The organism is Bifidobacterium saimiriisciurei, from assembly GCF_010667655.1.
Lineage (GTDB): Bacteria > Actinomycetota > Actinomycetes > Actinomycetales > Bifidobacteriaceae > Galliscardovia > Galliscardovia saimiriisciurei.
The window spans coordinates 59,042-84,494 of the sequence record NZ_WHZU01000003.1; the positions used below are offsets into that span (position 1 = coordinate 59,042).

Consider the following 25,453-nt stretch of genomic DNA (forward strand, 5'->3'; position numbering starts at 1 on the left):
ATATCAGGCGATCAGTTCAGGATGCCGAGGATGTCGCGGGCGGAGACGATGAGGTAGTCCTCGCCACCGTAGTTGACCTCGGTGCCGCCGTACTTGGAGTACAGGACCTTGTCGCCGACCTTGACGTCGACGGGGATGCGCTCGCCCTTGTCGTCGCGGCGGCCCGGACCGACGGCCAGGACCTCGCCCTGCTGCGGCTTCTCCTTGGCGTTGTCCGGAATGTACAGACCGGAAGCGGTCTGGGTTTCAGCAGCGGCCTGCTTGATGACAATCTTGTCTTCCAACGGTGTGATTGCAATCGACACTGTGGGCCTCCTCTTTCGTAAGAGAACATTCGGTACAATTCCCACGCCAGAACGCCGCCGAGAGGCTGACGATCACTCGGGTGAACGTCCCTTTGCGCTATTGGCTATGGTAGCGCGAAATTAGCACTCTGCCAACTCGAGTGCTAAACGTCTTTGCGCATAGCGAAGACACGTCGCGAGCATCGGGAAACGGCACAGGGGTGCGAAAAAGGCACGAAGGCATTGCAATGCCTTGCACACGGTCCGACTGCGGGCTAGCTGCGTCGGCGGGCGAGCACGGCGTCCACGTCCACGCCGAGGGAATCCGAAGAGGCCGCAGGCGCGGACACGGACTCCGCGGCGACCGCCTTGCGCTCGTTGCGGCGGGCCTTGTGCTCACCGGTCTTCTTGGCGCTGATGATCTGGGCCACGGCCTCGGCGGACTGCTTCACCACCTGCTTGGCCTCGCGGTCGCGGGCGTCCTGCTCGGCTGCGGCGTCCTGCACGGCGGGCTTTTCCTCGGCGACGGCGACGGGCTTCGCGTCGGCCTTCACCGGCTCCGCATGGGCCACCTGCTTGGTGGACTTGATTTCCAGGCTCTGCGGTTCGGCGACGGGAACCTCCTGCCCCTGACGCGGCGAGCCAAGCGAGAACGAGATGAGGTCCTGGTTGCTGGCCAGCTCGAAGGCGTCGAGCGCATGGGCCGACGTCACCTTCTCCAGTTCCGCGGTGTAGTCCTCCGGCTCGGCCGGCTTATGCTCCTGCACCGGCTTTGCCGCGGCCTTGGAGGCTGCGGGGGCCTTGCCGGCGACATCGGCCTTGCGATCGGCCTCAGCAGGCTGTGCGGGCTTATGGGACTTCGGCTCATACGACGCGGGCCGTTCGGACTTCCCCTCGGCCTGCACGGCGTGCTCCTCGCGCTCGCGGGCGCGGGCCTCCATCTCCTTGCGGGCCTTCTCGTTCGCGGCCTCCACGGCGGCCTTGCGCTGCGCCTCGCGGGCCTTGCGCTCGGCGATGGCGGCCTGCTTCTCGGCCTTGGCGAGTTCGATGGTGCGGCGGATGTCCTCCTGGGACATCGCCCCCGTCTTGGTGGAGTCCACGGATCCAGCGGCGGCCTTGGCCATTGCGGGGGTACGTTCGACGGATGCCGCGGTCTTCGCGCGCTTGATCTTCGCGCGCTTCTTGGCGAGCGCCACCTGACGCTCCCATTCACGCGCCTGCTTGGAGGCTCGGACGCCCAAGGCCAGCACGACCGCGTCCAGCGCCACGGGAATCAGCGCGAACAGCGGACTGAAGTGCAGGGCGAGGGCGAGCACCAGGATCACGACGGCCACGGCAAGCAGGGAGAGCACCAGAACACGCCTTCTGCGAATGGCGTCACGACGCAACGCGCGCACATGCGCGATCTTCGTGTCATCGAGTCTTGCCTGTGCAGCAGACCGCATAACGACCCCTTTCCCAGCGATGTTCCCGTGTCTATCGCCGAAGTGCATACCATCGTCCATATCGATGATATGCAATGATGCAGAATATCGATCGGAACGGTGCTCCATCGCGTTCTTCATGCCCATCATGGTCTGCCAGGGCTGCAGGCCGAAGATCAGCATCGCGATGATCGCCCACAGCACGACACTGGCGAGCGAATCCAAATCCATGCATTCTACGATAGGGTACGGGCATGAAAAAACGTTTCATGCATGTCGCGTGTCGGGCATAACCCCATACTTTGATTACATCACGCATTCCAAGGATGTCTCATCGACGCAATCTGTCGGTGACGTGGCCGGAGACGTCGGTGCTCAGCAGCGTGTATATCTCGTGGTCGCGCCATGCGCCGTCGACATACATATAGTTGCGTCGCATGCCCTCGTAGGTCATGCCGAGCTTCTCCACGACGCGCTTCGAACGCGCGTTCTCGGGGAGGATGCCGACCTCCACCCGGTGCAGCAGAGGGCCGGTGACGTCGAGCAGCGCCCAGTCGGCGAGCATGGCCAGCGCCAGCGGCGCCAATCCGCGGCCGGCGTGAAGACGGTCCACCCAGTATCCGATGGTCCCCACGCGCATGGAGCCGTAGCTGATGGCGCCGAGCGATATCTGTCCGACGATTTCGCCGCGCCAAATCATAAGCAGGATGACGCCCTGCCCTTCCTGCTCCGCCTTGCGCTGACGGGCGACCCACTCGTTGAACGAGATGCCGGGACCGTGCAGCGGGTCGCCGGAATCCCACGGGCGCAGCCATTCGTCGTTGCGCTTGCGCACCTCGCTCCACTCGTCCCAGTCGTCCTGCTGCATGGGTCGCAGACGCAGCGGCTCGAAGCCTTCGGGCGCCTGCAGCCGCGACGGGATGCGAAAGCGTTCATTGCCCGTCGGGGATACGTCATGCTTGGAAAACAGCCGGAACATGGCTCCCATATTATTCCGCCCTGTTCCGGCGGCAATGGGACGACACGGACGGACGCGTCGATGTGCTGGTAGAACCGAAGCATGACGACAAACGAGAACGATATCGCAAAGCCGCCTACGGATGGCGGAACCCCGAATGACGGCAGGGCCACGGACGACACCGACATCGTCGCGGCCAAGACGGAGCTGCGCCATGAGGCCTTCCGCCGCAGGCGCGAGGTCGACGACGAGGCGCGGGCACGGGCCGGGGCCGATCTGGCGGACCAGGCCGATCGAAGCGGTCTGTTCGACGGGGTGCGGACGGTCGCCGCATATGTGTCGATGGGCACCGAGGTGCCGACCACGCCTCTGCTGCGCCGGCTCATTGGCAGGGGCATACGCGTGCTGGTGCCGCGGCTCGGAAGCGGAAGGGAGCTCGGCTGGAGCGAGCTGACCGATGTGGACGACCTGCGGGAGACCGGCGACCACCGGCCGCAGGAGCCGGACGGCGCTGTGCAGGACGCCGACGCCATCAGGCGGGCCGACGTGGTGGTGACGGCCGCGGTGCTGGCCGACCGCGGCGGCGTGCGGCTTGGCCGCGGCGGCGGCTGGTACGACCAGGCGCTTACGCATCGGCGGCCCGGAACGCCGGTGGTCGCCGTGGTCTGGCCGTGGGAGCTGCGTGACGCCCCGCTCCCCCATGAGCCGCACGATCAGCGCGTCGACGGCGTGCTGACGCCGGCCGAGTACTGGACGGTCCGGTAGGGGCACCGACGTGCGGCCGATGCAGCCGATATCATTGGTGAGGTTGTCGCGCGTGCGGCTAGGATATGAACAGGCTGCATGGTTAGCGACGAATAGCATTTTCTACGTTTTGGAGGGACTCGTGCCTACTTATCATTACCGTTGCAAGAACTGCAACTACGATTTCACCGAACAGCAGTCGTTCTCCGACGACCCGATCACGCTGTGCCCGAAGTGCGGCGAGGAGCAGGTGCACAAGGTGTTCTCCGCCCCGTCCATCGAATTCAAGGGCAGCGGCTTCTACCGCACCGACAGCGCCAAGCACTGAGCGCATACGCGCATACGACGAAGTGGTAGTCGAAAATCGTTGATTTTTCAACGATAATCCACGTTCGTCAACATTGTCGCGAAAAGTGGACAAGGCATATTCCCATCCTTCAAGCTGGGGATATGCCTTTTCTATATAGTCGAGGGCCCGGGTCCCGGCCCCGGGCCTCGTCGGCGTCCGAGCGCCGACGGCGTGACCTGCTGCGCCGCATCATCGTGGCCGTATGCTGCGGGTGCGCGGTGTGGATGGCGCTGCAATGCGTGATGGCGACGGTCGCCACGCGATACGTCGCCGTGGCCGCGAAGGACATCGCGCGCGGCGACGTGATAGTGACCGGGGATGTGTCGATGCGCGAGGTGCCGGACTCCCCCGCACTCGACGACGCCGTCGATGATGTGGACGCGGCCGCCGGCATGATAGCGCAGTCGTCGATCGCCTCCGGCACGCCGGTGTTCCATGCGATGCTCGCACGCAGACCGACCGTGGGGCCCGGACGCACCAGCATGACGATCGCGTTATCGAGTTCGCCCGACGAGCTCATCGTCGGCGACACGGTGCGTCTGGTGACGGCTTCGGACGACGACGGCGAATACCGGGTGTTGGCAGAACGCGCCACGGTGCTTGACGTGCCCGAACATGCGAATGACGACGGACTGTTGTCGGGGGCCGTCGGCGACCAGTCGGCGGCGGTGACGTTCGCGCTGCCGCCGAGGGACGCACTGGCCGTGCTGCAGGTGGGGGAACATGCCCCGGTGCTTGCCGTCGACGCCGATGACGTCGACGGCGGCAAGTGACGAGACCGCGGCTAGCGGCGGCCCTCCGCATCGAACTTGCCCCAATGCGGGGGCAGTTCGTTGAGGATGCGTCGGTCGTCGTCGCCGGCCTTGTCAAGCCGCTCGCGGCGTTCCTCGGCATCGGCCGGCGCATCGTCGAACAGTCCTTCCGCGTCGAAGCGCTCCGTGCCCCGGAAGACGACACGACGATGCCTGCGCCGGCGCGATGCGGGCTGCGAAGGCTGGCTGTTGTCGCTCATCGGGATGCTACCGTTCGTCGCCGTACATCTTGGCAAGGCGGGAGACCACACGGTCCACTTCCTTGTCGGGGTTGACGAACGCGGCGACGCTCCAGATCGACATGACCGACCATCCGAGGGATTCGAGGTCCTCCATGATGAAGCGGTGGCGCTGACGCGTCGATGGAATGGACATGAACTGCGCGTCGTCGGTGACGATGGCCAGGGCATACGGCTTGTTCGGCAGGCCGACGACCAGCGGGATGTAGGTGCCGTGCTCATAACCGTAGTTGACGGCGACGCTCAGGCCACGGGCGCGGATGCGGTCGGCCAGGTCGGTGAGCAGCGTGCTCGCCTCGATGGGCAGGGACTGCGGCAGCGGGATGCCGGCCTTGTCGAGGTTCTCGCACCAGACCAGCAGCTGCTTCATGAGCTGCGGGCCGGGCTGGCGCAGACGTTCGTCCTCCAGCTCGTCGGAGCTGAACGCGGAGACGATGTCGACATGCGTGTGCGCGATGGCGAGCGCGTCAAGCAGCATGTTGGCGCCGCCTTCGGATTCCAGCGCCGCGCCGAACTGCTGGAGGAAGCGTCCGTGCATGGTGCGTGCGAAGCCGAAGGTGATGATGGCGTCGGTGGACTCCATGCCGCACACCTCGTTGAGGCCGATGATGCGCACGTGGCGCAGGAACTTGCGCAGGCCCGGGTCCTTGGAGCTGCGGGCCTTGAGCTCGGCGCCGATGCGCTGGCGGTGCAGCGGGCACATGGTTACGATGGTCAGCGAGTAGGAGGCGGGCACGATGGTGAAGCCGGTGGCGCGGCCGATGACCAGTTCGATGACCTTGTCGATCTCGGTCTTGTTGCTCTCCACGATGCCGGTGGTGACCGACGGCACGCCCTTGGCCTCCACCTTGGTGTAGTCGACGCCGCTCTTGGGGTCGGGCACCTCGAGGGAAAGCGGCAGCGAACCATAGCCGTGATGCTCGAGGAACCGGGCGACGCGGGTGTCGCGGCGGTCCGGACGTTCGAGCAGACGCAGCGGCTTGAGGTACGGGGCGAGCAGCTTGACGACCGGCGAGGACATCGTCTCCTTGTGGGCGAGAATCACCACCTGGTCGACGCGGGAGAGCACCGACAGCAGCTCCAGCGGGTTGGCGTGCGCGCCTGCGTCGATGATGGCGATGTCGGCCAGTCGCTCCAGCGCCGTGTTGGCGACGAGCGTTGCCGGCGACGCCACCAGAATCGGCTTGGTGGCGGTGAGGATGTTCGGGTAGTCGCGGCGCAGGCGGCTCATCGGCACCGGAGTGGGGTTGGCCAGCAGCGTGTGCAGCTGGTTGGCCTCGTGCGAGCGGGAGAACAGCAGCTCGCTCAGGCGCTTGGTCATCTCCTGGTTGACCATGGGTCCGATGGAGCCCACATGCTCCACGTCCACCTGGCTGAAGCGTTCGGAGGCCGCGGAGAGCACCGAACCGTCCTGGTTGGAGATGATCGGCGAGGAATGCACGATGAGCTCGAAGATGGTGGTCCACCAGGAAAGCTGCAGTTCGCCGGGCGCCGCCTCCTTGGCGACGTGGCGGTTGCGCAGGTCGTCGACCAGTTCGTCGAGGCCCATGGCCTGGAAGTCGCGCTCGAGTGTGCTGCGCTCGGGCAGCGTGTCGAGTGCGCGGTGATCGTCGAACAGGCCCTGCAGACGCTGTTCGAGCGCGGCGAACGGCACGGATTCGAGGTCGGCGCCGTCGGGCGTGGTGGCGAGCACGGCGTTAAGCGACGTGAGGTCGGAGACGATGGCGTCCTGCGTGTCGATGATGTCGTCGAGCTTCGGCGGCAGCACCGGCCATCCGCCATGCGGCACGAACATGCGCCACTGCTCGGCCTGCTTGGAGACGACCATCAGGGCCTCATGCAGGTCCTCCACCTGTGCGCCCACGCGCAGCAGGCTCTTCGCCTCCTTGATGTGGCGGCGACGCTCCCAGAAGCCCATGGACGTGCCTTCGGACTTGCGTTCGGCCTTGGACTTCGAGGCCTCGATCATCGCCGGGATGTCGCGCTCGAAGATCGCCGGCTGGAACACGTCGAGCACGCGGCGCAGGTTCTTGAGCACCACGACCTGGCGGCTCCACTCCTGCATGGTGGCGGGAATCGGGAAGCCGCAGGTCTCCACGACGGCGCGAATCTGGTCACGCACGGCGGGCAGCAGCTTCTCGAGCAGACGCACCACGCGCTGGTAGGTGTTCACCGCCTCCTGCTCGCTGTACACCGCGGCCTTGAACCAGGCGGTGTCGGCCGGGCCGATGCGGAATTCGCCGAGCTCGCCGGCGCGCATGAGCTTCTCGCTCCACTCGTCCATGGAACTGCTCAGCTCGCGGGCGGTGCGCTCGCTCAGGCGAACATGCGTGGCCGGGCGGGTGGGCAGGGCGGAGATGCGGGCGAGGTTCTGGATGGTCTCGTAGGCGGAGACGCCCCATTCCTTGTTCTTGCCGTGCAGGTCGCCCAGGTAGCGGGCCAGTCGGGTGCGTACGCCCACCAGCTCGTCGGCGAGCTGGTCGAAGTGCGAGCTGGCCGTGCCGGGCTGGTATCCGACGGCGGCGATGAGCTGATGGTCGATGGCGTTGTTGAACGCGGGGTCGCTCAGGTCGAGCAGCATGCCCGACATCTCATTGCGCTTGACCTGCTTGACGAAGCGGCTCTTCTGGTTCGGCACGCACGGCACGTACAGCACGGTCTTGCCGTTCATGATGGCGCGGCTCGCGATGCTGGAGGAAAGCACTGCGGAATTGCGTCCGCCGGGCAGGTCCACGAAGGCCGACGCCCCCGACGACACGATCTGCGCGGCGTAGCGGGCGACGTTGTCCACGTCGCCGATCTCCAGCTCGTTGTGGGGGTCCACATCGTACGGCGTGTACGAGGCCACGGGGTATTCCGCGAGGAACTGCGCGGCCTTGTCGTCGCCGGCCAGCGTGTCGATGAGGTCGTTGCCGGTGAGGCCGCGGCGCATGCGACGCAGCAGGCGCTCGCCCTCCTCGAGGAACAGCGTGGAGGAATGGATGAAGCAGCCGAGGATGATCTCGCGCTCCACCACGAACGAATCGACGGAATCCCCCACCAGCGAGGTGATGCGGGAGAACAGCGCCGAGGTCTCGGGAGAGCTGTCGGAGTACTGCGAGGTGTCGAGCAGGGCGTCCTCGTCGAGCATGACGCCGTTTTCGTGCATCGCCGAGACGAATGCGGGGTTGATGGTGGCGGTGGCGGTGAAACGCAGCTGCGCATGGGCGAGTGATTCGGCGCCCTCCTCGCGGTCCACCTGGATCGGATAGAGCAGCAGGGGCATGGACGAGCCCTTCCAGCTGGCCACGCCCACGGCGAGCGACAGCTGGGCGTTGCCGCTGGCGTTCTCCACGGCCATCTGGTCCTCGAGCACGCGGGAAAGCCGGCGCTGCCCCGCGCGCAGCATGCCGCTGTCGCGGAACAGGCTGCTCAGCTGCACATGGCCGCTGGCGAACAGCTGCGCGATGCCGGAGGGGTGCGCGTGGGTGAGGTCCAGCCGGGCGTCCAGCTGCGAAAGGTCCTCGACCGGCGAGGGCCCGTGCTGGTTCCGGTACTCGTCATACCAGGATTGGATGCGGTCGATGGCCTCGTCCGAAACGGTTCTGGTTTCAGAAGCACTCATGATTCGTTCTACTCCCCTTTACCGGCCAGATATTCCTGGTATCCCTGATTGTTCTTCAGCGCCTGATCGATGTCGGCATTGCCCTGCAGCTCCAGCCACTTGTACAGGTCGTCATACAGCGAGGGGTTCAATGCCAGGAACGGCAGCAGTTCCGGATGGCGCGCCATCTCGAACTGCAGGTCGAAGTCCCGTGTGGTCTTGGCGTCGGCGGAGCTCAGTCCGTCCACTTCGATGCCCGGCTCCTCATGTTCCGTCTCGCCCTTCGACAGCCGTTCGAACACCGAGCCGGCCTCGAACACCGGCGTGAACTGCGGCTGTGAGGACGCTGACGACGAGGCCGAGGATGCGGACGCCTGCTGTGCGGCGTCATGGAACAGATCGCGTTCCATCACGAACGCGGGGTTCTGACCGCCATCGGCGAGGGCGGCGGAACCGGCGAAGCCGGCCGCATCGCCCGTCGTCGCGGAGGACGCCGCTGCCGAAGACCCGGCTCCCGACTCGGCCGAACCGGACTGCGGGGCGATGACCTGTGTCTGCGCCTCCTGCGCCGGCGTCGATGGCGTCTGCGAAGCCGCGGACGCCTGCGCTCCCGATGCCGCGGCATCGGCGGCCCCCATGTCCGGCTTGCTGACGATGAACGGCTCCACGCCGCCGTTTATGGCGCCCGCGCTACCGGCCGCCTCGGACTGCCGCTGCCTGCGGGATTCGGCGATCGCCTGGTCGTGCAGCGCGTCGATGCGGCTGCGCACCTGCGTGGTGCTCAGCAGGCCCGTCGGCTCACCGGCACGAAGGTCGAGGATGTCGTCCACGCTCATCGACGCGGCATCGACATCCTGCTGGACGTTGTCGGATGCGGCATAGGAGAACAGGTCGGCCACCGGGTCCTCGGCGGGCTTCTCCTCGCGCGGCATCATGATGAAATCGACCGGCACGTCGCCGAACTGGAATCGCATCGGCGAACGAGGCAGCTGGAACGCCTTGTCGGACGGCACCTGCATGAGCTCGCCGTCGTCGCGCACCACGTAGGTGCCGTTCGTCGACGCGAGGTCCTTCAACGTGGCGGTGCCTGATTCGGCCACGACGAAGCGGGCATGACGCTTCGACATGGATTTCGTCGAGTCCTCGACGTCGAGTCGGCGCACGCCGTCCTCCACAGGCGCGGGACGCAGGGGTTTGCGGCCGATCTCGACGGTCTGCCCCGCATCGACGCGAATCTCGTCTATACCATTGACCTTGATAAGCCACTGCTGGTCATTCACGGCACGAGCCTCCTCTTACGCATGCGGACACACTTATGTTCCATTGTGGCACGCTTCGCCCGGTTTCTTCGTAAATCTACAGCACTCGCCTTACTTCTGCACATTGGTTTTTCGCACGGTGAGGCGTCCGAGCACCCGTCGCTGCAGCGGTATGGTCGTGCAGAACGTCAGGATGTCGGCCATAGGCTGCGCGAGCTGCACGCCCGCAAGTCCGAGGAGATGCGGCAGCACGACGATCAGCGGGATAAGGTAGACGCCCTGACGGCATACGCCGAGGAACGACGCCACGCCGGTCAGTCCCATGGTCTGCTGCATCATGTTCGATATCATGTTGCCGCCCATGATCGGCAGGCTTACACATTGCATCCACAACGCCGCAGTGCCGATGCGCACGACGTCGGGATCGGCCCGGAACAGTTCGATGATCTGCGGCGCGAACGCCGACAGGCCGACGGCGAACGCCGCGAGCACCAGCGTGCTGGCACGCACGCAGAACCAGTATCCCCGCTTCACGCGGTCGAACAGGCCGGCGCCGTAGTTGTAGCCGCATACCGGCTGGAACCCCTGGCCAAGGCCGATGATGACGGAATTGGTGAACATCATGAGCCGCGTGACGATGGCCATGGCGGCGATGGCGGCGTCGCCGAACGGATTGGCGGCGAGGTTCACGCAGATCGCGGCGACGGAGCCGACGCTCTGGCGCAGCAGCGACGGCAGTCCGCCGCCGACGAGTTCGCGCACGAGCAGCGTGTCTGGGCGGAACTGCTTCGGCGTGAGCTTGAGCACCGCCACCTTGCGGCACATGACCACGAGGATCGCGAATCCGATGGCCTGGCACGATGCCGTGGCCACGCCGGCGCCGCGGATGCCCATGCCGAGCCCGAAGATCAGCAGGGGCGCGAGCGCGATGTTGAGCACGGCGCCGATAACCAGCCCGACCATCGCATATGACGACAGACCCTGATAGCGCAGCAGGCCGTTCATGGTGAACGAGCCGCAGACCGCCGGCGAGGCCAGCAGTATCGGGGCGAGATAGTCCATGGCGTAGGGCGCGATGGTGGGTGTGGCGCCGAGCGCGAAGACCAGCGGCCTCAGCAGCACAAGACCCACGACGGCAAGCAGGACGCCGAATCCGACGGAGCCGAAGAACCCGACGGCCATGAGCCGTGCGGCGCGTTCCTCGTTGTGCTTGCCCATCTCGCGCGACAACGAGTTGCCGGCGCCGTTGCCGAAGAAGAACCCTATGGCCTGCATGATGGTCATGATGGAGACGGCGATGCCGATGGCGCCCGACTGGGATGTGCCGAGCCGTCCGATGAAGTATGTGTCGGCCAGATTGTAGATCATCGTGACCAGATTCGAGACGATGGCGGGGATGCCGAGCCGGATGATGAGCGGACGCACCGGCCGGCCGGTCATCTGCCGGTATTTCTCGTCCGCCGCCGCCCGTCGCAATCCCTGTATCTGTGCCACGCTCCGATAGTGTACGCCGGATACGGAAAACCCCGCGCCGTGGAATCCACGGACACGGGGTCTGACAGAATCAAGCAGTGAACACTGCGCGGCTCAGGCCGCGAGAATCACTTGAGCTCGACGGTGGCGCCAGCCTCTTCCAGCTGGGACTTGGCCTTCTCGGCGTCTTCCTTCTTGGCACCTTCGAGGACCGGCTTCGGAGCGCCGTCCACGAGAGCCTTGGCCTCGGCCAGACCCAGGGAGGTGATGGCGCGAACGGCCTTGATGACCTGGATCTTCTTGTCGCCAACGGCGGAGAGGATGACGTCGAACTCATCCTTCTCTTCCTCGGCCGGAGCGGCGCCCGGAGCGGCGGCAACGGCGACGGCGGCCGGAGCGGCGGCCTCGACGTCGAACTTGTCCTCGAAGGCCTTGACGAACTCGGAGAGCTCGACGAGGGTCATTTCACCGAAAGCTTCCAGGAGCTCTTCGTTGGTGAGCTTAGCCATTATGGCTTCCTTTCATTCAGCGGCGGTCGGCAATTGTTAAGGTCTTGGGATGCCGACCAGCCAAAAATTTTTGTTGTTTATTCAGGCAACAAGCGCCAATCCGCGGAAACCGCGAATCAGGCGGCCTTCTCCTGCTTCTCGCGCAGAGCGTCGACGGTGCGGACTGCCTTGGTCGGCAGGGCAACGAAGAGCTGAGCGGTCTTGGTCTGTACAGCCTTGAGGGAGTACGCGATCTTGGACAGCAGGACCGGGCGAGACTCAAGGTCGGCGAGCTTGTCGACGCCTTCGGCATCGTACACGGTGCCGTCGGCGAAGCCGCCCTTGACGATGAGCTGCTTGTTGGTCTTGGCGAACTCACGCAGGACCTTAGCGGCCTCGACGTAATCGCCCTGGACGAAGGTGATGGCGGAAGGACCGGCGAGGTACTCGTCGAGGCCTTCGATGCCAGCTTCCTTAGCGGCAATACGTGCGAGCGTGTTCTTCGCCACAGTGTAGGAAGTATCGCGGCCCAGCTTTTCGCGCAGATCGGAGATCTGCGGCACGCTCAGCCCGCGGTACTCAGTGAGGTACACGGCGTCAGCGTTACGGAACTGCTCCGTAAGCTGTGCAATGACCTCAGCCTTTTCGGGCCTTAACATGGCGTTCCTTCCTAAGTCGGCCGTTGACTGGAGGAAGCCACGCGAGCAATAAAAAAGCCCCGCGCGCAGGCGGAGCGAACATCATCGTCAGGCACGTTCATGCCTGGCGTCCTTCCGAATCCGGGAGGTACGTTTTCTCAACCTACGCTGGCAACCTTCGAGGACCTTGCGGCCCTAACCAACGGTCTGTGGTTTACAAAACTAAAAATATACACCCGATGTCCGATATCGCCAAATCCGCGACACGCCCGAACGACACGGGCCGGCCATCTACTCGCTGCGGCGGGAATTGGTGCGCGACGGCGGCAGCTGCTTGGGCAGCCGGCCGGCACGCTTGAGCGAATCACGGATGATGTACTCCATCTGACCGTTGACGGACCGCAGTTCGTCGGCCGCCCAGCGCTCGACGGCCTCCCTCAGCAGGGGGTCCACCCTCAGCGGGTACTGCTTCTTCGCCACGGGAACCTCCTTTACGCGGAACGTATGGCGTCGGGCCCGCAATGGCGGGCCCACACGGTTGGCCGGATGCACAAGGCCGACGGCCGGCCGACGAACGCATCATCAACCAGCCGCGGCCATCCGGACGAACGGACGACGATCCGGAAGACCCGGACCGGAGAACCTAATTGTAGAGCGAACCGGCGTTGACCACCGGCTGGGCGTCGTTGTCGCCGCACAGCACGACCATCAGGTTCGACACCATCGTGGCCTTGCGTTCCTCGTCGAGTTCGACGACGCCGTCGCGCTCCAGCTCCTTCAGCGCCATGTCGACCATGGACACCGCACCCTGAACGATCTTCGTCCGCGCGGCGATGATCGCCTCGGCCTGCTGGCGGCGCAGCATGACCTGCGCGATCTCGGGGGCGTATGCCAGATGCGTGAGCCGGGCGTCGTCGACGGCGATGCCGGCCGATTCCAGCCGTTCGGCGAGTTCGGCGCGCAACGCCTCGGAGACCTCGGCGATGTTCGACCGCAGCGTGATCTCGCCGGCTGCGGCGTCGTCGCTTTCGGCGTTGTGGTCATAGGCGTATCGGCTGGCGACGTGACGCAGCGCGGTCTCGGCCTGCATGCCGACGAACTGCTCGTAATGGTCCACGTCGAACACGGCCCGGGCGGTGTCGACCACGCGCCAGACGACGACATCGGCGATCTCGATGGGATTGCCGTTGCGGTCGTTCACCTTGAGCCGGGGCCCGTTGAGCGTGCGGGCGCGCAGCGAGATCTTGGCCTTGACCGCCGCCGACGCCGATTTCGCGGACTTCTTCTTGCCGGAGAACGCGGCGGCAAGGGAGTCCCCGCCGGCCGAATCGTCCTGTTCGACGGACTGCAGCTCGCGCGAGTAGAACGGATTGGCCCAGTAGAAACCGGAGCCCCGCACCGTGCCGCGGTATTCGCCGAACAGCACGAGCACGCGCGCCTCGTTGGGCTGGAGCGAGAAGAAACCGGCCGGCAGCATCGACATCAGCACGCACAGCACGATGCCGACGACCAGCAGGGCCACGCCGACGCCGAACATCGAGCCGGCGTCGGACGGCCCCGGATTCATGATGACGGACCCGAACACGATGCCCAGCACGGCCGCCACCCAGCCGACGACCACGACGGCCAGCACGGGCCAGCCGTTCATCGCGCGGCCATCACGCTCGACGGTCGGCGTATGCGCCGACGCCGACACCTTCTTTTCGCCATTCATGGATTCCTTGCGGACACCGGTGTCGCTTGCCGTTCCAGCCACGGTGATCACCTTCCTTGATCCGAACGGATGAATTCGCTGTCGAACCCCATTACCCGTTCATCTGATACCAAAATGATATCACTTTGATTTCGCTTTGACAACAGCGGGGGGCAGCCGCGAGGGAACGCCGCGGCACGCAGCCCAACGGGCCATCGATGAGCCGCCGCAAGAAGAGCCGCCGCAGTGGAAAACGGTGGGCACAAACCACGCGGACCGCGCCGTGCCGGAAGAATGGATGGTGGACGCCTGTGCGCCAACGGCGGCGCGCAACATCGAAAGGAGCGCCGAATCATGACATCCGAAGCCTCAACGTCATCCGGAACACCGACGACGACCGACAGCCCCGAAGCCGGCGGCACCGGCATGAGCCCCGCCCTCGCCAAGGCCACCGACACCGTACGCTACTACCGCAACGCCGATGGTCCGGTCATCGGCGTCACCTCCAAGCCGGTCATCGAACAGGACGGACTGTATTTCAAGGACCTTGACGGATCCGGCGAACTCGACGACTACAAGGACTGGCGCAGGTCGCCGGCCGAGCGCGCCGCATCGCTCGTCGCCACGCTCGACGTGGACGACAAGATCGGCATGCTGTTCGCCAACTCGTGGCGCATGGGCCAGGAGCTCGACGAGGGCGAGGAACGCGACGCGACCGGTCTGCTCAGCGAGCAGATCAAGGAGAAGGACGGCTCGATCTTCGGCATCGAGAAGACGTGGGGCACCACGTATTCGCTGCAGACGCTGAAGCTGCGCAACCTCATCCTGCGCGCCAACCCGACCACACGCGAGCTCGTAGACTGGATCAACCAACTCAACGCCGTGGCCGAGGCCACCGAGCACGGCGTTCCCGTGCAGGTGCTGAGCAACTCGCGCAACGAGAACGGCGAGGCCGTGTTCGGCATGAACGAGGCACAGGGCGTGTTCGCCACCTGGCCGGGCACGCTGGGCATCGCCGCCGCCACGATCGGCACCGGCGACTTCGGCATCATCGACCGGTTCGGCGACGCCATCCGCCGCGAATGGGACGCCGTCGGCATGAAGAAGGGCTATATGTACATGGCCGACACGATGACCGACCCGCGCTGGCAGCGATCCTACGGCACGTTCGGCGAGAACCCGCAGCTCGTCAGCCGCATCTTCGAGCATCTCATCCCGGCCGTCCAAGGCGGCGACGGGCTGGCCCGCGACGGCGTGGCCATGACGGTGAAGCACTTCCCCGGCGGCGGCGCGCGGGAGAACGGCTTCGACCCGCATTACGCCGAAGGCCAGTGGAACGTCTACCCCACCGAGGGCAGCCTCGAAAAGTACCATATCCCGGCGTTCATCACGGCCGTGGAGAAGAACGCGGCGTCCATCATGCCGTACTATGCCAAGCCGTGCAAGGCGAAGAGCGCCGAGCAGACCGACCTCGAGGGCAATCCCATCGAGTGGCAGGCCGTGGGATTCGCCTACAACGAGTTCTTCATCCAACGGCTGCTGCGCGGCCAGATGGGCTTCAGGGGCTATATCAACTCCGATTCCGGCATCACGCACATGATGTCGTGGGGCGTGGAGGACCTCGACGTGCCCGAACGTGTGGCGTTGGCCGTGAACAACGGCGTGGACGTGATCTCCGGCGCATTCAGCGTGACGGAGGCGCGCGAGGCGTACGACCGCGCCCGCAACGGCTACTACGACGCCCATGACGTGCCGGCCGGCTACACGCGTGAGCAGGTGACCCTCGGCGACGATGCGCTCGACCGCGCCGTCATGCGCACGCTGACCGAGAAGTTCACGCTCGGACTGTTCGACAACCCGTATCGCGACCCCGACGCCGCAGAGGCGGTCGTCGGCACGCCCGCCGATTGGGACGAGGCCTACGCCGTGCACTGCGATTCGGTGACGCTGCTGAAGAACACCGCACGCACGCTGCCGCTTGACCCCGCCGCGACCGAAGGACGCCTCGTGTACGCCGAGGCGTTCGGCAAGGACGCCGAGACAGGAGAGAAGGCCACGAAGTCGCTGCGCGCCATGCTCGCCGACGAGTACGGCATGACGCTGGCCGACGACCCGGCCTCCGCCGACATCGCGATTCTGTTCGCCGACCCGCGTTCGGGCAACTACTTCTCGGCCACGAAGGGCTATCTCGAAATCGACATCTGCGAAGGCAAGACCGTGTGCGACACCGACGAGGACGGACGCCCGGCCGACACCACGCACGAGGAGACCACGCTGGCGGGAGCCTCGCGCATCGCCGGCATCGCGGCCGCCGTGCATGCGAACGGCGGGCGCGTGGTGGCGTCGCTGAACTTCTCGCTCGCTTGGATGCCGGGCAATATCGAACGCCACGTCGACGCGCTGGTCGCCGGCTTCGACACCTACAACAAGGCATGCATGGATGTGATCGTCGGCCGTCATGCGGCGAAGGGCAGGCTGCCCATCACACTGCCGAAGAACGACGCCGTGGTCGCCGTCGACGCCGACGGCGTATGCGCGAGCCCGAACGACGTCCCCGGCTACGACAAGGACCGGTTCATGCCCGACGCCATGAAGGATGGGAACGGCAAGGCCTACGCCTACCGCGACGCCGCCGGCCACTACTACGAGTACGGCTTCGGACTGCGGTACTGACATAGTCCGGTACGGCAATCGCCGCGGATGGCTCCTCGGAGCCTCCGCGGCGATTTTCATTTCCCTCGCGCGATATGGCTTTTGCCATAGCAAGACGTGCAATGCAAAGAACGGCGGCGGGGATGTGGCCTCCGGGCCATCCCCGCCGCCGTTTCGTCATCCGCACCTGGCATTTGCGGACACGTTCGTCAGGCGTTCACGCGACGTCGTCAGGCATTCACGCAGTGGCGCGTCACCCCTTGTAGTCGGGGATCGCGGTCCAGCGGTCCCTGAGGTAGAAGGCGGCCATCTTAGGCTGGCGGTCGCGGGTGAACAGGCCCTTCTTGTTGCCGTTCACGCGCATGATGCCCTCGGTGGTCTGGAAGTCGTTGAGGTTCCACGGCTGCTCGCCGACGATCCAGTCGTAGGAGTCGAAGATCTCGGACCACATCCTGAACACCTCGACCTGGTATTCCTCGCTCCACATCACGCTCGGCAGCTTGTGGACCCCGGCCATGGTGTCGGCGCCGTATTCGGAGAACATGACCGGCTTGTCGGGCTCGAGCTCATGCCACCTCTCCAGCTCGGCCTTCATGTCGATGAGACCCTTGGAGATCGCATAGCCGCCGTTGACATACCAGCCGTGGTAGCGGTTGAGCATGATGAAGTCGGCCACGTGATGGGTCTTGTCGACGCCGGCCGGCGCCATCATGATGGACGCGTATGTCTTCGGACGCCTCTGCGTGTCGATCTCGGCGACCAGGTCGAAAATGTTCTCGAAGTAGGCGACGGCGGCCTCGCTGGTCGTGTCGGGCTCGTTGAGCAGACTCCACGCGCATACGGAGGCGTGGCGCTTGTCACGGGCGACCATCTCCTCCAGGGTGCGGCGGTGGACGGCCAGCGTCTCGGTCTGCACGGACTCCTCGTCGAAGAAGGTCTTCGGCTTCTCGTCGCTGACTGCGCCGGACGCGCCGAGGAAGTTCATCGTGGACTTGAACATGCCGACGGTGGGCGCCTCGTCGATCACGAAGAAGCCGTCGCGGTCGGCCTCGTACAGCTGCTCCTCGGCGTACGGGTAGTGCGATGTGCGGAACGAGTTCGCGCCGATCCACTTCATGTCCTCGTAGTCGCGCTTGTTGACCACCGGGTCGAAGCCGCGGCCGTGGATGTCGGAGTCCTCGTGGCGGCCGAAGCCCTTGAGGTAGACCTCGCGGCCGTTGACGAGGATGCGGCAGTCCTTCACCTCCACGGTGCGGATGCCGATCTCGTCGAAGTATTCGTCGATGACGTCGTCGCCGTCCTTGATGCGCACGACGAATCGGTACAGGTAGGCGGCGCGCAGGTTCCACAGATGGGCGTCCGCGATGTCGATCGTGCCCTCCCTGCCCTCGGCGCGGGCCACCTCGATGCCGCATTCGTCGAGGACGACGACCTCGACGTCATGATCGCCGGAGGTGGCGACGCGGTAGTCCACGCGTGCGTCGGCGAACACGCCGTTGAAGTCGGGGCCGGCGTCGATATGGTGGACGACGTCGAGGTCCTCGATGCGCTCGTTCGGCGTGTACAGCAGGCTGACGTTGCGCTGCAGGCCGGAGTAGTTGTAGAAGTCGAAGTACGGCGCGCTCGTCTTTGTGCCGTCGGGCAGGGTGTGGGTCTCGCCGACCGGCAGCGTCTGCCAGCTCAGCTCGTTGTTGAGCCTGACGGCCACGGTGTTGTAGTCGTTCCATTTGACGACGTCGTTGATGTGCGCGACGAACGGCAGGAACCCGCCTTCGTGACGGGCGACCTCGGTGCCGTTGACGAACACGGTGGCCGCATGGGTGGCGGAATCGAAGCGGATGTCGACGCTGCCGTCCTTCCATTCGCCGGGGACGAACAGTTCGGTCACGTACCAGAAGTCGCCGGTGTATTCGCGCGAGTACTTGTCGGTGAAGACGTCGGCGAAGCTGGCGGGGACGGGCATGTCGGTGGGATTCGGCAGGCCGTTGGCCCACCCCTCCTTCACGCCGCAGGATTCGGGGTCGAACTGGAAGTCCCAGGAGCCGTTCATGCTCTGGATGCGGCGGGTGGCGGTGACGCGGGGGTACAGGGATGCGAATGACATCGTCGCCTTCTTTCGTGTGCGATGGATCGATGGATGCGGATCGATGATGGATCATCGATGAACGAATGAGGAATGGATGAGGTTTCGGGGGCTTGGGCGCTTCCCCCAGTCCGCTTCGCGGACGGCTCCCCTCGGCCGCGAGGGGAGCCATGGTGGCGTAGATGGGGAAGGGCTCCCCGGCCGGGGAGCCCTTCGCGGATCATCAGGCCTCGACGGCGGCTTCGCGCTTGGCCTTGAGGGCGGCGGCGTTGGCGTCGACGCGCTTCTTGTTCAGCGGGTAGATGAAGATGAGGATCAGCAGCATGACGCCGAAGAAGATGGCCGGCAGCAGGGTGACGTACATGTACAGGCCGTCGAGCGTCTCCTGCGACTGCACCACGGCGGCGCCTTCCTTGTAGCCGATCCAGCCGAGGGCCGCGCCGGAGAACCAGCCGGCGAACGCCTGGCCGAGCTTGCGGGCGAAGGAGTACACGGAGTAGCAGGTGGCGTCCTCGCGGATGCCCTTGTGCACTTCGATGTCGTCGATGACCTCGGTGATCATGGCCCAGATCACGATGTTGAACAGGCCGATGCCCAGGAAGGTGAGGATGTACAGGGCCGAGAACAGCACGGCGTTGGTGGTGTGGATGACGTACAGGGTGAACATGCACACCGCGCCGATGAGGGAGCCGGTGACGCCCATGACCTTGTGGCCGACCTTCTTGGCGAGCGGCTGGGCGAACGGGGCGATGGCGAAGGTGAGCAGGCTGCACACGAGGTTGACGGTGGAGAGCAGCGCGGAGCTCTTGAAGTAGTCGGTGAACAGGTAGTTCGCCATCTGCTGCATGAAGAGCATGGCCATGAGCAGGGCGATGGCGGCGCCGATGATGCCGGCCATGGCGCGGGACGAGAAGGCGCTGCCCAGCATGTGCAGGATGGACTGGCGCTCGGCGCCCTCCTCGGAGCCGGAATGGTCTTCGGACTTCACGCGCTCGGTGGACATCTTGTAGCAGATGAAGTAGCACAGGAAGGAGCCGATGGCGAAGACGAGCGAGACCCACATGAAGATGCTGGTGCCTTCGCCGCCGCGGATGATCTGGTTGCCGCTGGCGTCCTTCTCGTAGATGACGAGCGGGGCGAGCACGCCGATGATCAGCGAGGCGCAGGTGGCGCCCACGGTGCGGAAGGTGGAGAGGCTGGTGCGGTGCTCGGGCTCGGGCGAGATCACGGAGGCCATGGAGCCGTAGGGGATGTTCACGCAGGAGTAGAGGATGCCCCAGATGATGTACGTGACGTACATGTACACAATCTTGACCGTCATCGAGGAGTTGATGCAGAAGGTCTGGTACATGAGGAACGAGAAGATGGCGACCGGTGCGGCCATGCGCATCATGATGACGCGGTACTTGCCGTTCGGATGCGTCTTGGCGCGGTCGACCACCACGCCCACGGTCACGTCGGCGAAGGCGTCGATGATGCGGGCGATGAGGAACAGGCCGCCGACCACGATGCCGGAGATGCCCATGACCTTGGTGTAGAACACCATGAGGAACGAGCTGGCGAAGATGAACATGAAGTCATTGCCCCAGTCGCCGAACATGTAGCCGATCTTGTCTTTCATGCCGAACGGCTTGACCGCCTTGGCACTGGTGTTTGCTGCGCTCATTGCTTTCTTCCCTCCCTTGGGATGGCAAGGCCTGATCGATGATGGAAAGGACGCCCCATGCTCCTTCGTATGGGATGCGTCTCCCTGATGCCAGGATTGGTTGATGTGATTGGTGGATGACGAAGCCGGCACGTGCGACCTTGCAGGAAACATGCCCGCCGATGATTGGAATTCCGCGGTTTTCTCGATGGTTTTTGGTATCTCTTGCCGCGTTGGTTACCACTCTACGTGACCATGGATGGCCACGGGATGTTTTCCACGAGTTTCCGTGGGGGCGTGGGCGCACGGCGACGCCGGCGCCCATACGCCCGAATACGAGAAAAGCCCCCTCGTGGCGAGGGGGCTCGGAAGGGGACGGTCAGGCCGCCGCGCGGTCGTCGACCGGGCGTTACTTCCTGATCTGCTGGAGCTGCTGGTTGAGGTAGGCGAGCTTCTGGTCGAGGCCGTCGGCGTTCTGGGACATGCTGCGCAGCTGGTCGAACATCTCGATGAGGCTCTTGTTGCCGAGCACGCCGAGCATGCTGGCCTTGATCCTCATGTTCGCGATGCTGGACGCGGCGTTGGTCACCGTGGCCGAGGCCTCGGGGCTGTCGAGGATGACGCTGACGGTGTCGTGCACGGAGTAGTGCGACTCGTCGTAGGGCGCGTCGACCGGCAGGCCCTCGTCGGCGGAGACGTCGTCGAACCAGTTCATGACGATGTTGCCGCCTTCGGGGTCGACGAACGTGTAGGGCTCGTACGCCTCGGCCACCTTCTGCCACGAGGCCGAGTCGACGACGTCGCCGGCATGGGCCTCGACGTGCGTGAAGCCTTCGGCGAGCGGCACGTCCCCGAACACGAAGATGTGCGGGTCGGCCTGGGCCGAGGCCTCAAGCGTGGCGAACGGCTTGCCGTCGACCACAAGCGAGACGGACGGCTGGTTGGAGTACACCTTCACGTCGATGGCGTCGGCGGTGCGACGGGCGTAGCGCTTGGAGCAGATGTGCACCATGGGCTCGGCCGACCAGTGGGCCTGGTAGATGAAGAACGAGTCCTTCTTCACCTTGCGGTCGATGGTCACGAGGCCCTTGTTGTTGCGGCCTTCGACGCCGCCCTCCTTGCGGGCGTCGCAACCGAAGTCGAACATGTTCCACACATGCGTGCCCCACAGCCACGGACGCTCGTCGATGATGCGGGCCATGTGCTCGTGGTAGATCGCCTGGTACTCCTCGGAGTAGTCGCCGCACTGCGGGGTGTCGCTGTGGTAGGAGATGATGCCCTCGCAGCCATACTCCGACAGACCGAACGAACGGTCGGGATGCATGGCGTGGAAGTCGTCGAGCCATGCCTCGTTGTCTTCGAGGTGGCCGCCGTACCAGCCGAAGTAGTGGTTGTAGCTGAGGATGTCGGTGATCTGGTTGTGCTCGGAGTCCTTCGGCGTGCTGGAGACCTGCGCCATGGTGGTCACTCGCGTGGGGTCGAGGCTCTTGGCGAGCGCGTGCAGCTCCTTGAGGTTCTCGACGAGCTTCGGGCTGTCGCCGCCGATGAGGATCTCGTTGGAGATGCCCCACATCAGGATCGACGAGTGGTTGAAATTCTGGATGACGAGTTCGGTCATCTGGCTGATGCAGTCCTGATGGGCGGCGGGGTCGTCGTTCATCTTGGAGATGAAGGGGATCTCCGCCCAGATGACGAAGCCGAGCTGGTCGCACAGGTCGTAGAAGTCCTGCGCCTGCTGGTAGTGGGCGAGGCGGATGGTGTTGGCGCCGAGCTCCTTGATGAGGTAGGCGTCCTCGACGTGGTCCTCGAGGCTGAGCGCGTTGCCCTTGCCGAGACGGTCCTGGTGGCGGGAGACGCCGCGCAGCGGGGTGAGCCTGCCGTTGAGGAAGAAGCCTTCCTGCGGGTCGAAGCGGTATTCGCGCACGCCGTGGAGGAACGAGACCTCGTCGAGCACCTCGTTGTGGCGGATCACGGTGGCGACGACCTCATACAGGTACGGGTCCTCGGTGCCCTGCCACAGGTGGGCGTCGGGAATCTCGACGAGAGTGCGGACCTTGCCGCCGTCGAGATCGGCCGGCTGGGCGGCGCAGGCCACCTCGTTGCCGTCCTCGTCGAGGATCTGGAAGTTCACCTGGTCGCCGGCCTTGGCGCCGGTGACCCATGCGCGGGCGTCGAGCAGCGCGGAGCCGTTCCCGCCGATGGTGGACGACACGGTGACGCCGGGGCCGCCGTGGTAGTCGAGGTCGAAGTGGGTGGGGTTCACGACCAGCACCTCGACTGGGCGGTACAGGCCGCCGTAGAACGTGAAGTCGGCCATCTGCGGGTAGACGTCGGAGCGTTCCTCGTTGCTGACCTTCACGGCGAGCACGTTGCCGCTCGGCATGAGCGCGGTGGTGACGTCCATGCGGAACGTGGAGTAGCCGCCGACGTGGTCGCCGACCTTGCAGCCGTTCACGTAGACCTCGGCGACGTTGGCCGCTCCCTGGAATTCGAGGTAGACACGCGATTCGGGGGCGTACTGGCCGAGTTCGAGGCGGCGCACGTACCAGCAGGCGCCGCGGTGGTAGTCGGAGCCGCCGTCCTGGCCGTCGAAGGCGTTCCAGGTGTGCGGCACGCTGACCTCGGTCCATTCGGGGCCGGGCGAGTAGGCGGGCACGCCGTCGATGGATTCCTTGGTGAACAGCCAGCCGTCGGCGAGGGTTTCGATGTTGCGCATATGATGCCGTCCTTTGTTGTGCGGATACATGGATCCCGCTGCTTCGCGGAAGTCCGTGTCCCGATGTCGGTTTGCGGTCTGATGGTCGGGTGATCGATGGTTGCAGGATGGAGAACGAGGTGATGGGAATCGGACCGGTACCTCGTCGTCGGTTCCGTTCCCGTTGACCACCACTCTACGCGGCATGCACATGGCACGGTTTTCTTTCCATAGTTTTCCATGCCGCGGTCGCGTCCCTGTCGTTTACCCGTCGTTTCGACTGCGAATCGATGGACATCGTCGGCGTGTTGCGTCCGATTCGGCGAGCGATACCGTTTTAATGGATTCTTATCGAGGCCAATGGCGGCCGCAGTGAGGAGCACGACGATGAGCGAATCGACGAAGGTGACCATCCGCGACGTGGCGCGCGAGGCCGGCGTCTCCCCCACGACCGTCTCCCGGGCGCTGTCGAAGCCCGGCCGGGTGAACCTCGAGACCGCCACCAAGGTGCGCGAGGTGGCCGAACGGCTCGGATACCGCACGAAGAACCTCGAACCGCGGCAGGACGACGCGCTGCGCGGCATGATCCTGACCACGACCAGCGATCTGAAGTATTCGGTGTTCGCGGATTTCGTCGACGGCATGCAGCATCCGTGCATCGAACGCGGGTTCATCCTGCTGACGGCCCTCACCGAGGAGAAGCGCAATCTCGAGCGCAGCACCATCATGCGCATGTCGACGCAGGTGGACGGCTTGGTATTGACGTCGTCGAGGCTGTCCGACTCCACGATTCGCAAGGCCGCGCAGGTAAGGCCGACGGTCGTGGTCAACCGGCTGGTCAACGGCGTGCAGTCCGTGGTCTGCGACGACCGGCCGTCGCTGACCGCCGTGGTGCGCAGGCTCAAGGCGCTCGGCCACGAATCCGTCACCTACATCGCGGGGCCGGAAAGCTCGTGGCAGAACGGGCTGCGATGGCAGGCGCTGCTGTCGGCATGCCAGAAGGAACGCATGCGGCTGCGGCAGATTCCCGGGCCGCAGGTGTTCGACGAGGAGGCGATGCGCGAATCGTACGCCGCTTTCTTCGACAATCCCACGACGGCGGTCATCCTGTTCAACGACATCTTCGCCCTGCAGTTCCTCGACGTGCTCACCGCACACGGCGTCAGCGTGCCGGAGCAGGTGTCGGTCGTGGGCATCGACGACACGACGGCCGGGACCCGATCCACGCCGACGCTGTCGTCCATCCATATTCCCCGAGGCAGGATGGGCACGCAGGCGGCGACCAAGCTCATCGGCAAGCTGCTGCATATCGACGACGGCGATTCCACGCCCATCGTGAGCTATTCGACGTTCGTGGAGCGCGGCAGCATCGGCCCCGCCTCCGCGGAGCCGATCGTCTGACCGGCCGGGCAAACGGATGGACGGCATCGCGGCGTCGCCGAACGAACGACGGCGCGACCGGCCGCCGTGACACCGGACCGTTACGATGTCGGTATGACATCACGAACATCCGGTGCGCAGGCGACCGCGCGCAATCCGCATAACGTCCCCTCATCCACGGCCACATTGGTCGGATTCGCGGCCATCGCGCTGTGGAGCATGATGATGGGCCTGGTGCGCATCGTCTCCGAATCGTTCGGGCCCACGCTCGGCTCGGCGATGATCTACACCTGCGGCGCCGTGCTGCTGCTTGTCTTCCGCCGTCCGAAGCCGCTGCGGCTTGCACCGAAACGGTACCTCGTCATCGGCGGCGGCCTGTTCGTGTTCTACGAGTCGTCGATCGCGCTGTCGATCGGACTCGCGTCGTCGGCCGCGCAATCGGTGGAGATCAGCCTCGTGAACTATCTATGGCCGACGATGATGGTGCTGCTCGCCGCGGCGATATCCCGTCGTCGCCACGCCGTCTGGTTCGCGCTGCCCGGCGCCCTCGTGGCCACGGCCGGCGTGTTCCTTGCCGTCGGCGGCAACAGCGGTCTCGACTGGCATGTGGCATTGCGTCATGTGGTCGAGAATCCGCTGCCGTTTGCGCTGTCGTTCTTGGGCGCGCTCGCCTGGTCGGTGTATGCCGTGGCCACGCCGTCGCTGTCGAAGGGCTACGACGGCACGAGCGTGTTCTTCCCCGGCGTGTGCGTGGCGCTGTGGCTGGTGCATTTCGCCTCCGGCGATGGCCTGCCCGCCGCCACTCCCCCATTGCATGCATGGCTTACGGTGCTGGCCACGGCGGCGGTAATCGCCGGCGGCTACGCATGCTGGGGATTCGGCATCCTGCATGGCAGCATGGAGAAGATGGCCGTGGCCTCCTATGCCACGCCGGTGCTGTCGGTGGGCGCAAGCTCGCTGCTGCTCGGGCTGAGCCTGTCGATGCCGTTCTGGGCGGGCACGCTGCTGGTGGCCGCCGGCTCGGTGCTCAACTGGTTCGTCAAGGCGAAGTAGA

At 65.2% G+C, this 25,453-nt stretch carries 20 protein-coding genes; 6 read left to right on the forward strand and 14 right to left on the reverse strand.

Annotated features, from left to right (window positions below):
- Positions 1 to 11: 11 nt before the first annotated feature.
- The 3 genes from groES to GFD18_RS02550 all read right to left on the reverse strand — a co-directional run bounded on the left by groES (position 12) and on the right by GFD18_RS02550 (position 2,687).
- Positions 12 to 305 (reverse strand): co-chaperone GroES, encoded by a 294-nt coding sequence (groES, locus tag GFD18_RS02540; RefSeq protein WP_100510679.1) that lies wholly within the window; start codon positions 303 to 305, stop codon positions 12 to 14.
- A 254-nt stretch (positions 306 to 559) separates the two neighbouring features.
- The gene (locus tag GFD18_RS02545) at positions 560 to 1,729 is read right to left on the reverse strand and encodes a hypothetical protein (protein ID WP_163199992.1); all 1,170 of its coding nucleotides are present in this window, start codon (positions 1,727 to 1,729) and stop codon (positions 560 to 562) included.
- Positions 1,730 to 2,039: 310 nt separating this feature from the next.
- Positions 2,040 to 2,687, reverse strand: coding sequence for a GNAT family N-acetyltransferase (locus GFD18_RS02550; protein WP_163199991.1), 648 nt, complete (start codon positions 2,685 to 2,687; stop codon positions 2,040 to 2,042).
- Between the two features lie 81 nt (positions 2,688 to 2,768).
- Between GFD18_RS02550 and GFD18_RS02555 the strand changes: the two genes are divergently transcribed.
- The 3 genes from GFD18_RS02555 to GFD18_RS02565 all read left to right on the forward strand — a co-directional run bounded on the left by GFD18_RS02555 (position 2,769) and on the right by GFD18_RS02565 (position 4,532).
- Positions 2,769 to 3,431 (forward strand): 5-formyltetrahydrofolate cyclo-ligase, encoded by a 663-nt coding sequence (locus tag GFD18_RS02555; protein ID WP_163199990.1) that lies wholly within the window; start codon positions 2,769 to 2,771, stop codon positions 3,429 to 3,431.
- Positions 3,432 to 3,552: 121 nt separating this feature from the next.
- Complete coding sequence (locus GFD18_RS10925) at positions 3,553 to 3,738, forward strand: FmdB family zinc ribbon protein (protein ID WP_100510904.1); 186 nt, start codon at positions 3,553 to 3,555, stop codon at positions 3,736 to 3,738.
- A gap of 122 nt (positions 3,739 to 3,860) precedes the next feature.
- The gene (locus tag GFD18_RS02565) at positions 3,861 to 4,532 is read left to right on the forward strand and encodes an SAF domain-containing protein (protein WP_163199989.1); all 672 of its coding nucleotides are present in this window, start codon (positions 3,861 to 3,863) and stop codon (positions 4,530 to 4,532) included.
- An 11-nt stretch (positions 4,533 to 4,543) separates the two neighbouring features.
- On the opposite strand, the gene GFD18_RS02570 is transcribed toward GFD18_RS02565, so the two are convergent.
- The 8 genes from GFD18_RS02570 to GFD18_RS02605 form a co-directional block, all read right to left on the reverse strand.
- A complete protein-coding gene (locus GFD18_RS02570; RefSeq protein WP_163199988.1) occupies positions 4,544 to 4,771 on the reverse strand; it encodes a hypothetical protein in 228 nt (75 codons plus the stop codon).
- Between the two features lie 7 nt (positions 4,772 to 4,778).
- Entirely contained in the window at positions 4,779 to 8,414 is a 3,636-nt protein-coding gene (locus GFD18_RS02575; RefSeq protein ID WP_163199987.1) for a helicase, read from the reverse strand.
- Between the two features lie 8 nt (positions 8,415 to 8,422).
- Positions 8,423 to 9,673, reverse strand: coding sequence for a variant leucine-rich repeat-containing protein (locus GFD18_RS02580; RefSeq protein WP_318644309.1), 1,251 nt, complete (start codon positions 9,671 to 9,673; stop codon positions 8,423 to 8,425).
- A gap of 90 nt (positions 9,674 to 9,763) precedes the next feature.
- Positions 9,764 to 11,146, reverse strand: a complete 1,383-nt coding sequence (locus GFD18_RS02585) for an MATE family efflux transporter (protein WP_163199986.1) — start codon at positions 11,144 to 11,146, stop codon at positions 9,764 to 9,766.
- 107 nt (positions 11,147 to 11,253) lie between these two features.
- The gene (rplL, locus tag GFD18_RS02590) at positions 11,254 to 11,634 is read right to left on the reverse strand and encodes a 50S ribosomal protein L7/L12 (protein ID WP_100510670.1); all 381 of its coding nucleotides are present in this window, start codon (positions 11,632 to 11,634) and stop codon (positions 11,254 to 11,256) included.
- 116 nt (positions 11,635 to 11,750) lie between these two features.
- Entirely contained in the window at positions 11,751 to 12,272 is a 522-nt protein-coding gene (gene rplJ, locus GFD18_RS02595; protein ID WP_100510669.1) for a 50S ribosomal protein L10, read from the reverse strand.
- A gap of 270 nt (positions 12,273 to 12,542) precedes the next feature.
- The gene (locus GFD18_RS02600; protein WP_163199985.1) at positions 12,543 to 12,731 is read right to left on the reverse strand and encodes an Arc family DNA binding domain-containing protein; all 189 of its coding nucleotides are present in this window, start codon (positions 12,729 to 12,731) and stop codon (positions 12,543 to 12,545) included.
- 163 nt (positions 12,732 to 12,894) lie between these two features.
- Entirely contained in the window at positions 12,895 to 14,007 is a 1,113-nt protein-coding gene (locus tag GFD18_RS02605) for an SPFH domain-containing protein (RefSeq protein ID WP_204313992.1), read from the reverse strand.
- Positions 14,008 to 14,298: 291 nt separating this feature from the next.
- Between GFD18_RS02605 and GFD18_RS02610 the strand changes: the two genes are divergently transcribed.
- On the forward strand, positions 14,299 to 16,617 hold the full coding sequence (locus tag GFD18_RS02610; RefSeq protein ID WP_204313991.1) for a glycoside hydrolase family 3 N-terminal domain-containing protein: 2,319 nt from the start codon (positions 14,299 to 14,301) through the stop codon (positions 16,615 to 16,617).
- 232 nt (positions 16,618 to 16,849) lie between these two features.
- Here GFD18_RS02610 and uidA read toward each other — a convergent pair whose 3' ends face one another.
- From uidA to GFD18_RS02625, 3 genes are all read right to left on the reverse strand, one after another.
- Positions 16,850 to 18,700 (reverse strand): beta-glucuronidase, encoded by a 1,851-nt coding sequence (gene uidA, locus GFD18_RS02615; RefSeq protein ID WP_163199984.1) that lies wholly within the window; start codon positions 18,698 to 18,700, stop codon positions 16,850 to 16,852.
- A 202-nt stretch (positions 18,701 to 18,902) separates the two neighbouring features.
- A complete protein-coding gene (locus GFD18_RS02620; RefSeq protein ID WP_163199983.1) occupies positions 18,903 to 20,345 on the reverse strand; it encodes an MFS transporter in 1,443 nt (480 codons plus the stop codon).
- Between the two features lie 388 nt (positions 20,346 to 20,733).
- Complete coding sequence (locus tag GFD18_RS02625) at positions 20,734 to 23,040, reverse strand: glycoside hydrolase family 2 protein (RefSeq protein WP_163199982.1); 2,307 nt, start codon at positions 23,038 to 23,040, stop codon at positions 20,734 to 20,736.
- A gap of 366 nt (positions 23,041 to 23,406) precedes the next feature.
- Between GFD18_RS02625 and GFD18_RS02630 the strand changes: the two genes are divergently transcribed.
- Both GFD18_RS02630 and yddG read left to right on the forward strand, forming a co-directional pair.
- Positions 23,407 to 24,420 (forward strand): LacI family DNA-binding transcriptional regulator, encoded by a 1,014-nt coding sequence (locus tag GFD18_RS02630; RefSeq protein ID WP_163199981.1) that lies wholly within the window; start codon positions 23,407 to 23,409, stop codon positions 24,418 to 24,420.
- A gap of 93 nt (positions 24,421 to 24,513) precedes the next feature.
- Positions 24,514 to 25,452 carry an aromatic amino acid DMT transporter YddG gene (gene yddG, locus GFD18_RS02635; protein WP_163199980.1) on the forward strand — a complete coding sequence of 313 codons (939 nt, stop codon included), beginning with the start codon at positions 24,514 to 24,516 and terminating at the stop codon, positions 25,450 to 25,452.
- Position 25,453: the final 1 nt, after the last annotated feature.

Coding starts and splice junctions, on each gene's coding strand:
- GFD18_RS02625 (WP_163199982.1), bottom strand. CDS start 23,040: ATGCGCAACATCGAAACCCTCGCCGACGGCTGGCTGTTCACCAAGGAA.
- GFD18_RS02570 (WP_163199988.1), bottom strand. CDS start 4,771: ATGAGCGACAACAGCCAGCCTTCGCAGCCCGCATCGCGCCGGCGCAGG.
- GFD18_RS02630 (WP_163199981.1), top strand. CDS start 23,407: ATGAGCGAATCGACGAAGGTGACCATCCGCGACGTGGCGCGCGAGGCC.
- yddG (WP_163199980.1), top strand. CDS start 24,514: ATGACATCACGAACATCCGGTGCGCAGGCGACCGCGCGCAATCCGCAT.
- GFD18_RS02565 (WP_163199989.1), top strand. CDS start 3,861: ATGCCTTTTCTATATAGTCGAGGGCCCGGGTCCCGGCCCCGGGCCTCG.
- rplL (WP_100510670.1), bottom strand. CDS start 11,634: ATGGCTAAGCTCACCAACGAAGAGCTCCTGGAAGCTTTCGGTGAAATG.
- rplJ (WP_100510669.1), bottom strand. CDS start 12,272: ATGTTAAGGCCCGAAAAGGCTGAGGTCATTGCACAGCTTACGGAGCAG.
- GFD18_RS02575 (WP_163199987.1), bottom strand. CDS start 8,414: ATGAGTGCTTCTGAAACCAGAACCGTTTCGGACGAGGCCATCGACCGC.
- GFD18_RS02610 (WP_204313991.1), top strand. CDS start 14,299: ATGACATCCGAAGCCTCAACGTCATCCGGAACACCGACGACGACCGAC.
- GFD18_RS02555 (WP_163199990.1), top strand. CDS start 2,769: ATGACGACAAACGAGAACGATATCGCAAAGCCGCCTACGGATGGCGGA.
- GFD18_RS02550 (WP_163199991.1), bottom strand. CDS start 2,687: ATGTTCCGGCTGTTTTCCAAGCATGACGTATCCCCGACGGGCAATGAA.
- GFD18_RS02545 (WP_163199992.1), bottom strand. CDS start 1,729: ATGCGGTCTGCTGCACAGGCAAGACTCGATGACACGAAGATCGCGCAT.
- uidA (WP_163199984.1), bottom strand. CDS start 18,700: ATGTCATTCGCATCCCTGTACCCCCGCGTCACCGCCACCCGCCGCATC.
- GFD18_RS02620 (WP_163199983.1), bottom strand. CDS start 20,345: ATGAGCGCAGCAAACACCAGTGCCAAGGCGGTCAAGCCGTTCGGCATG.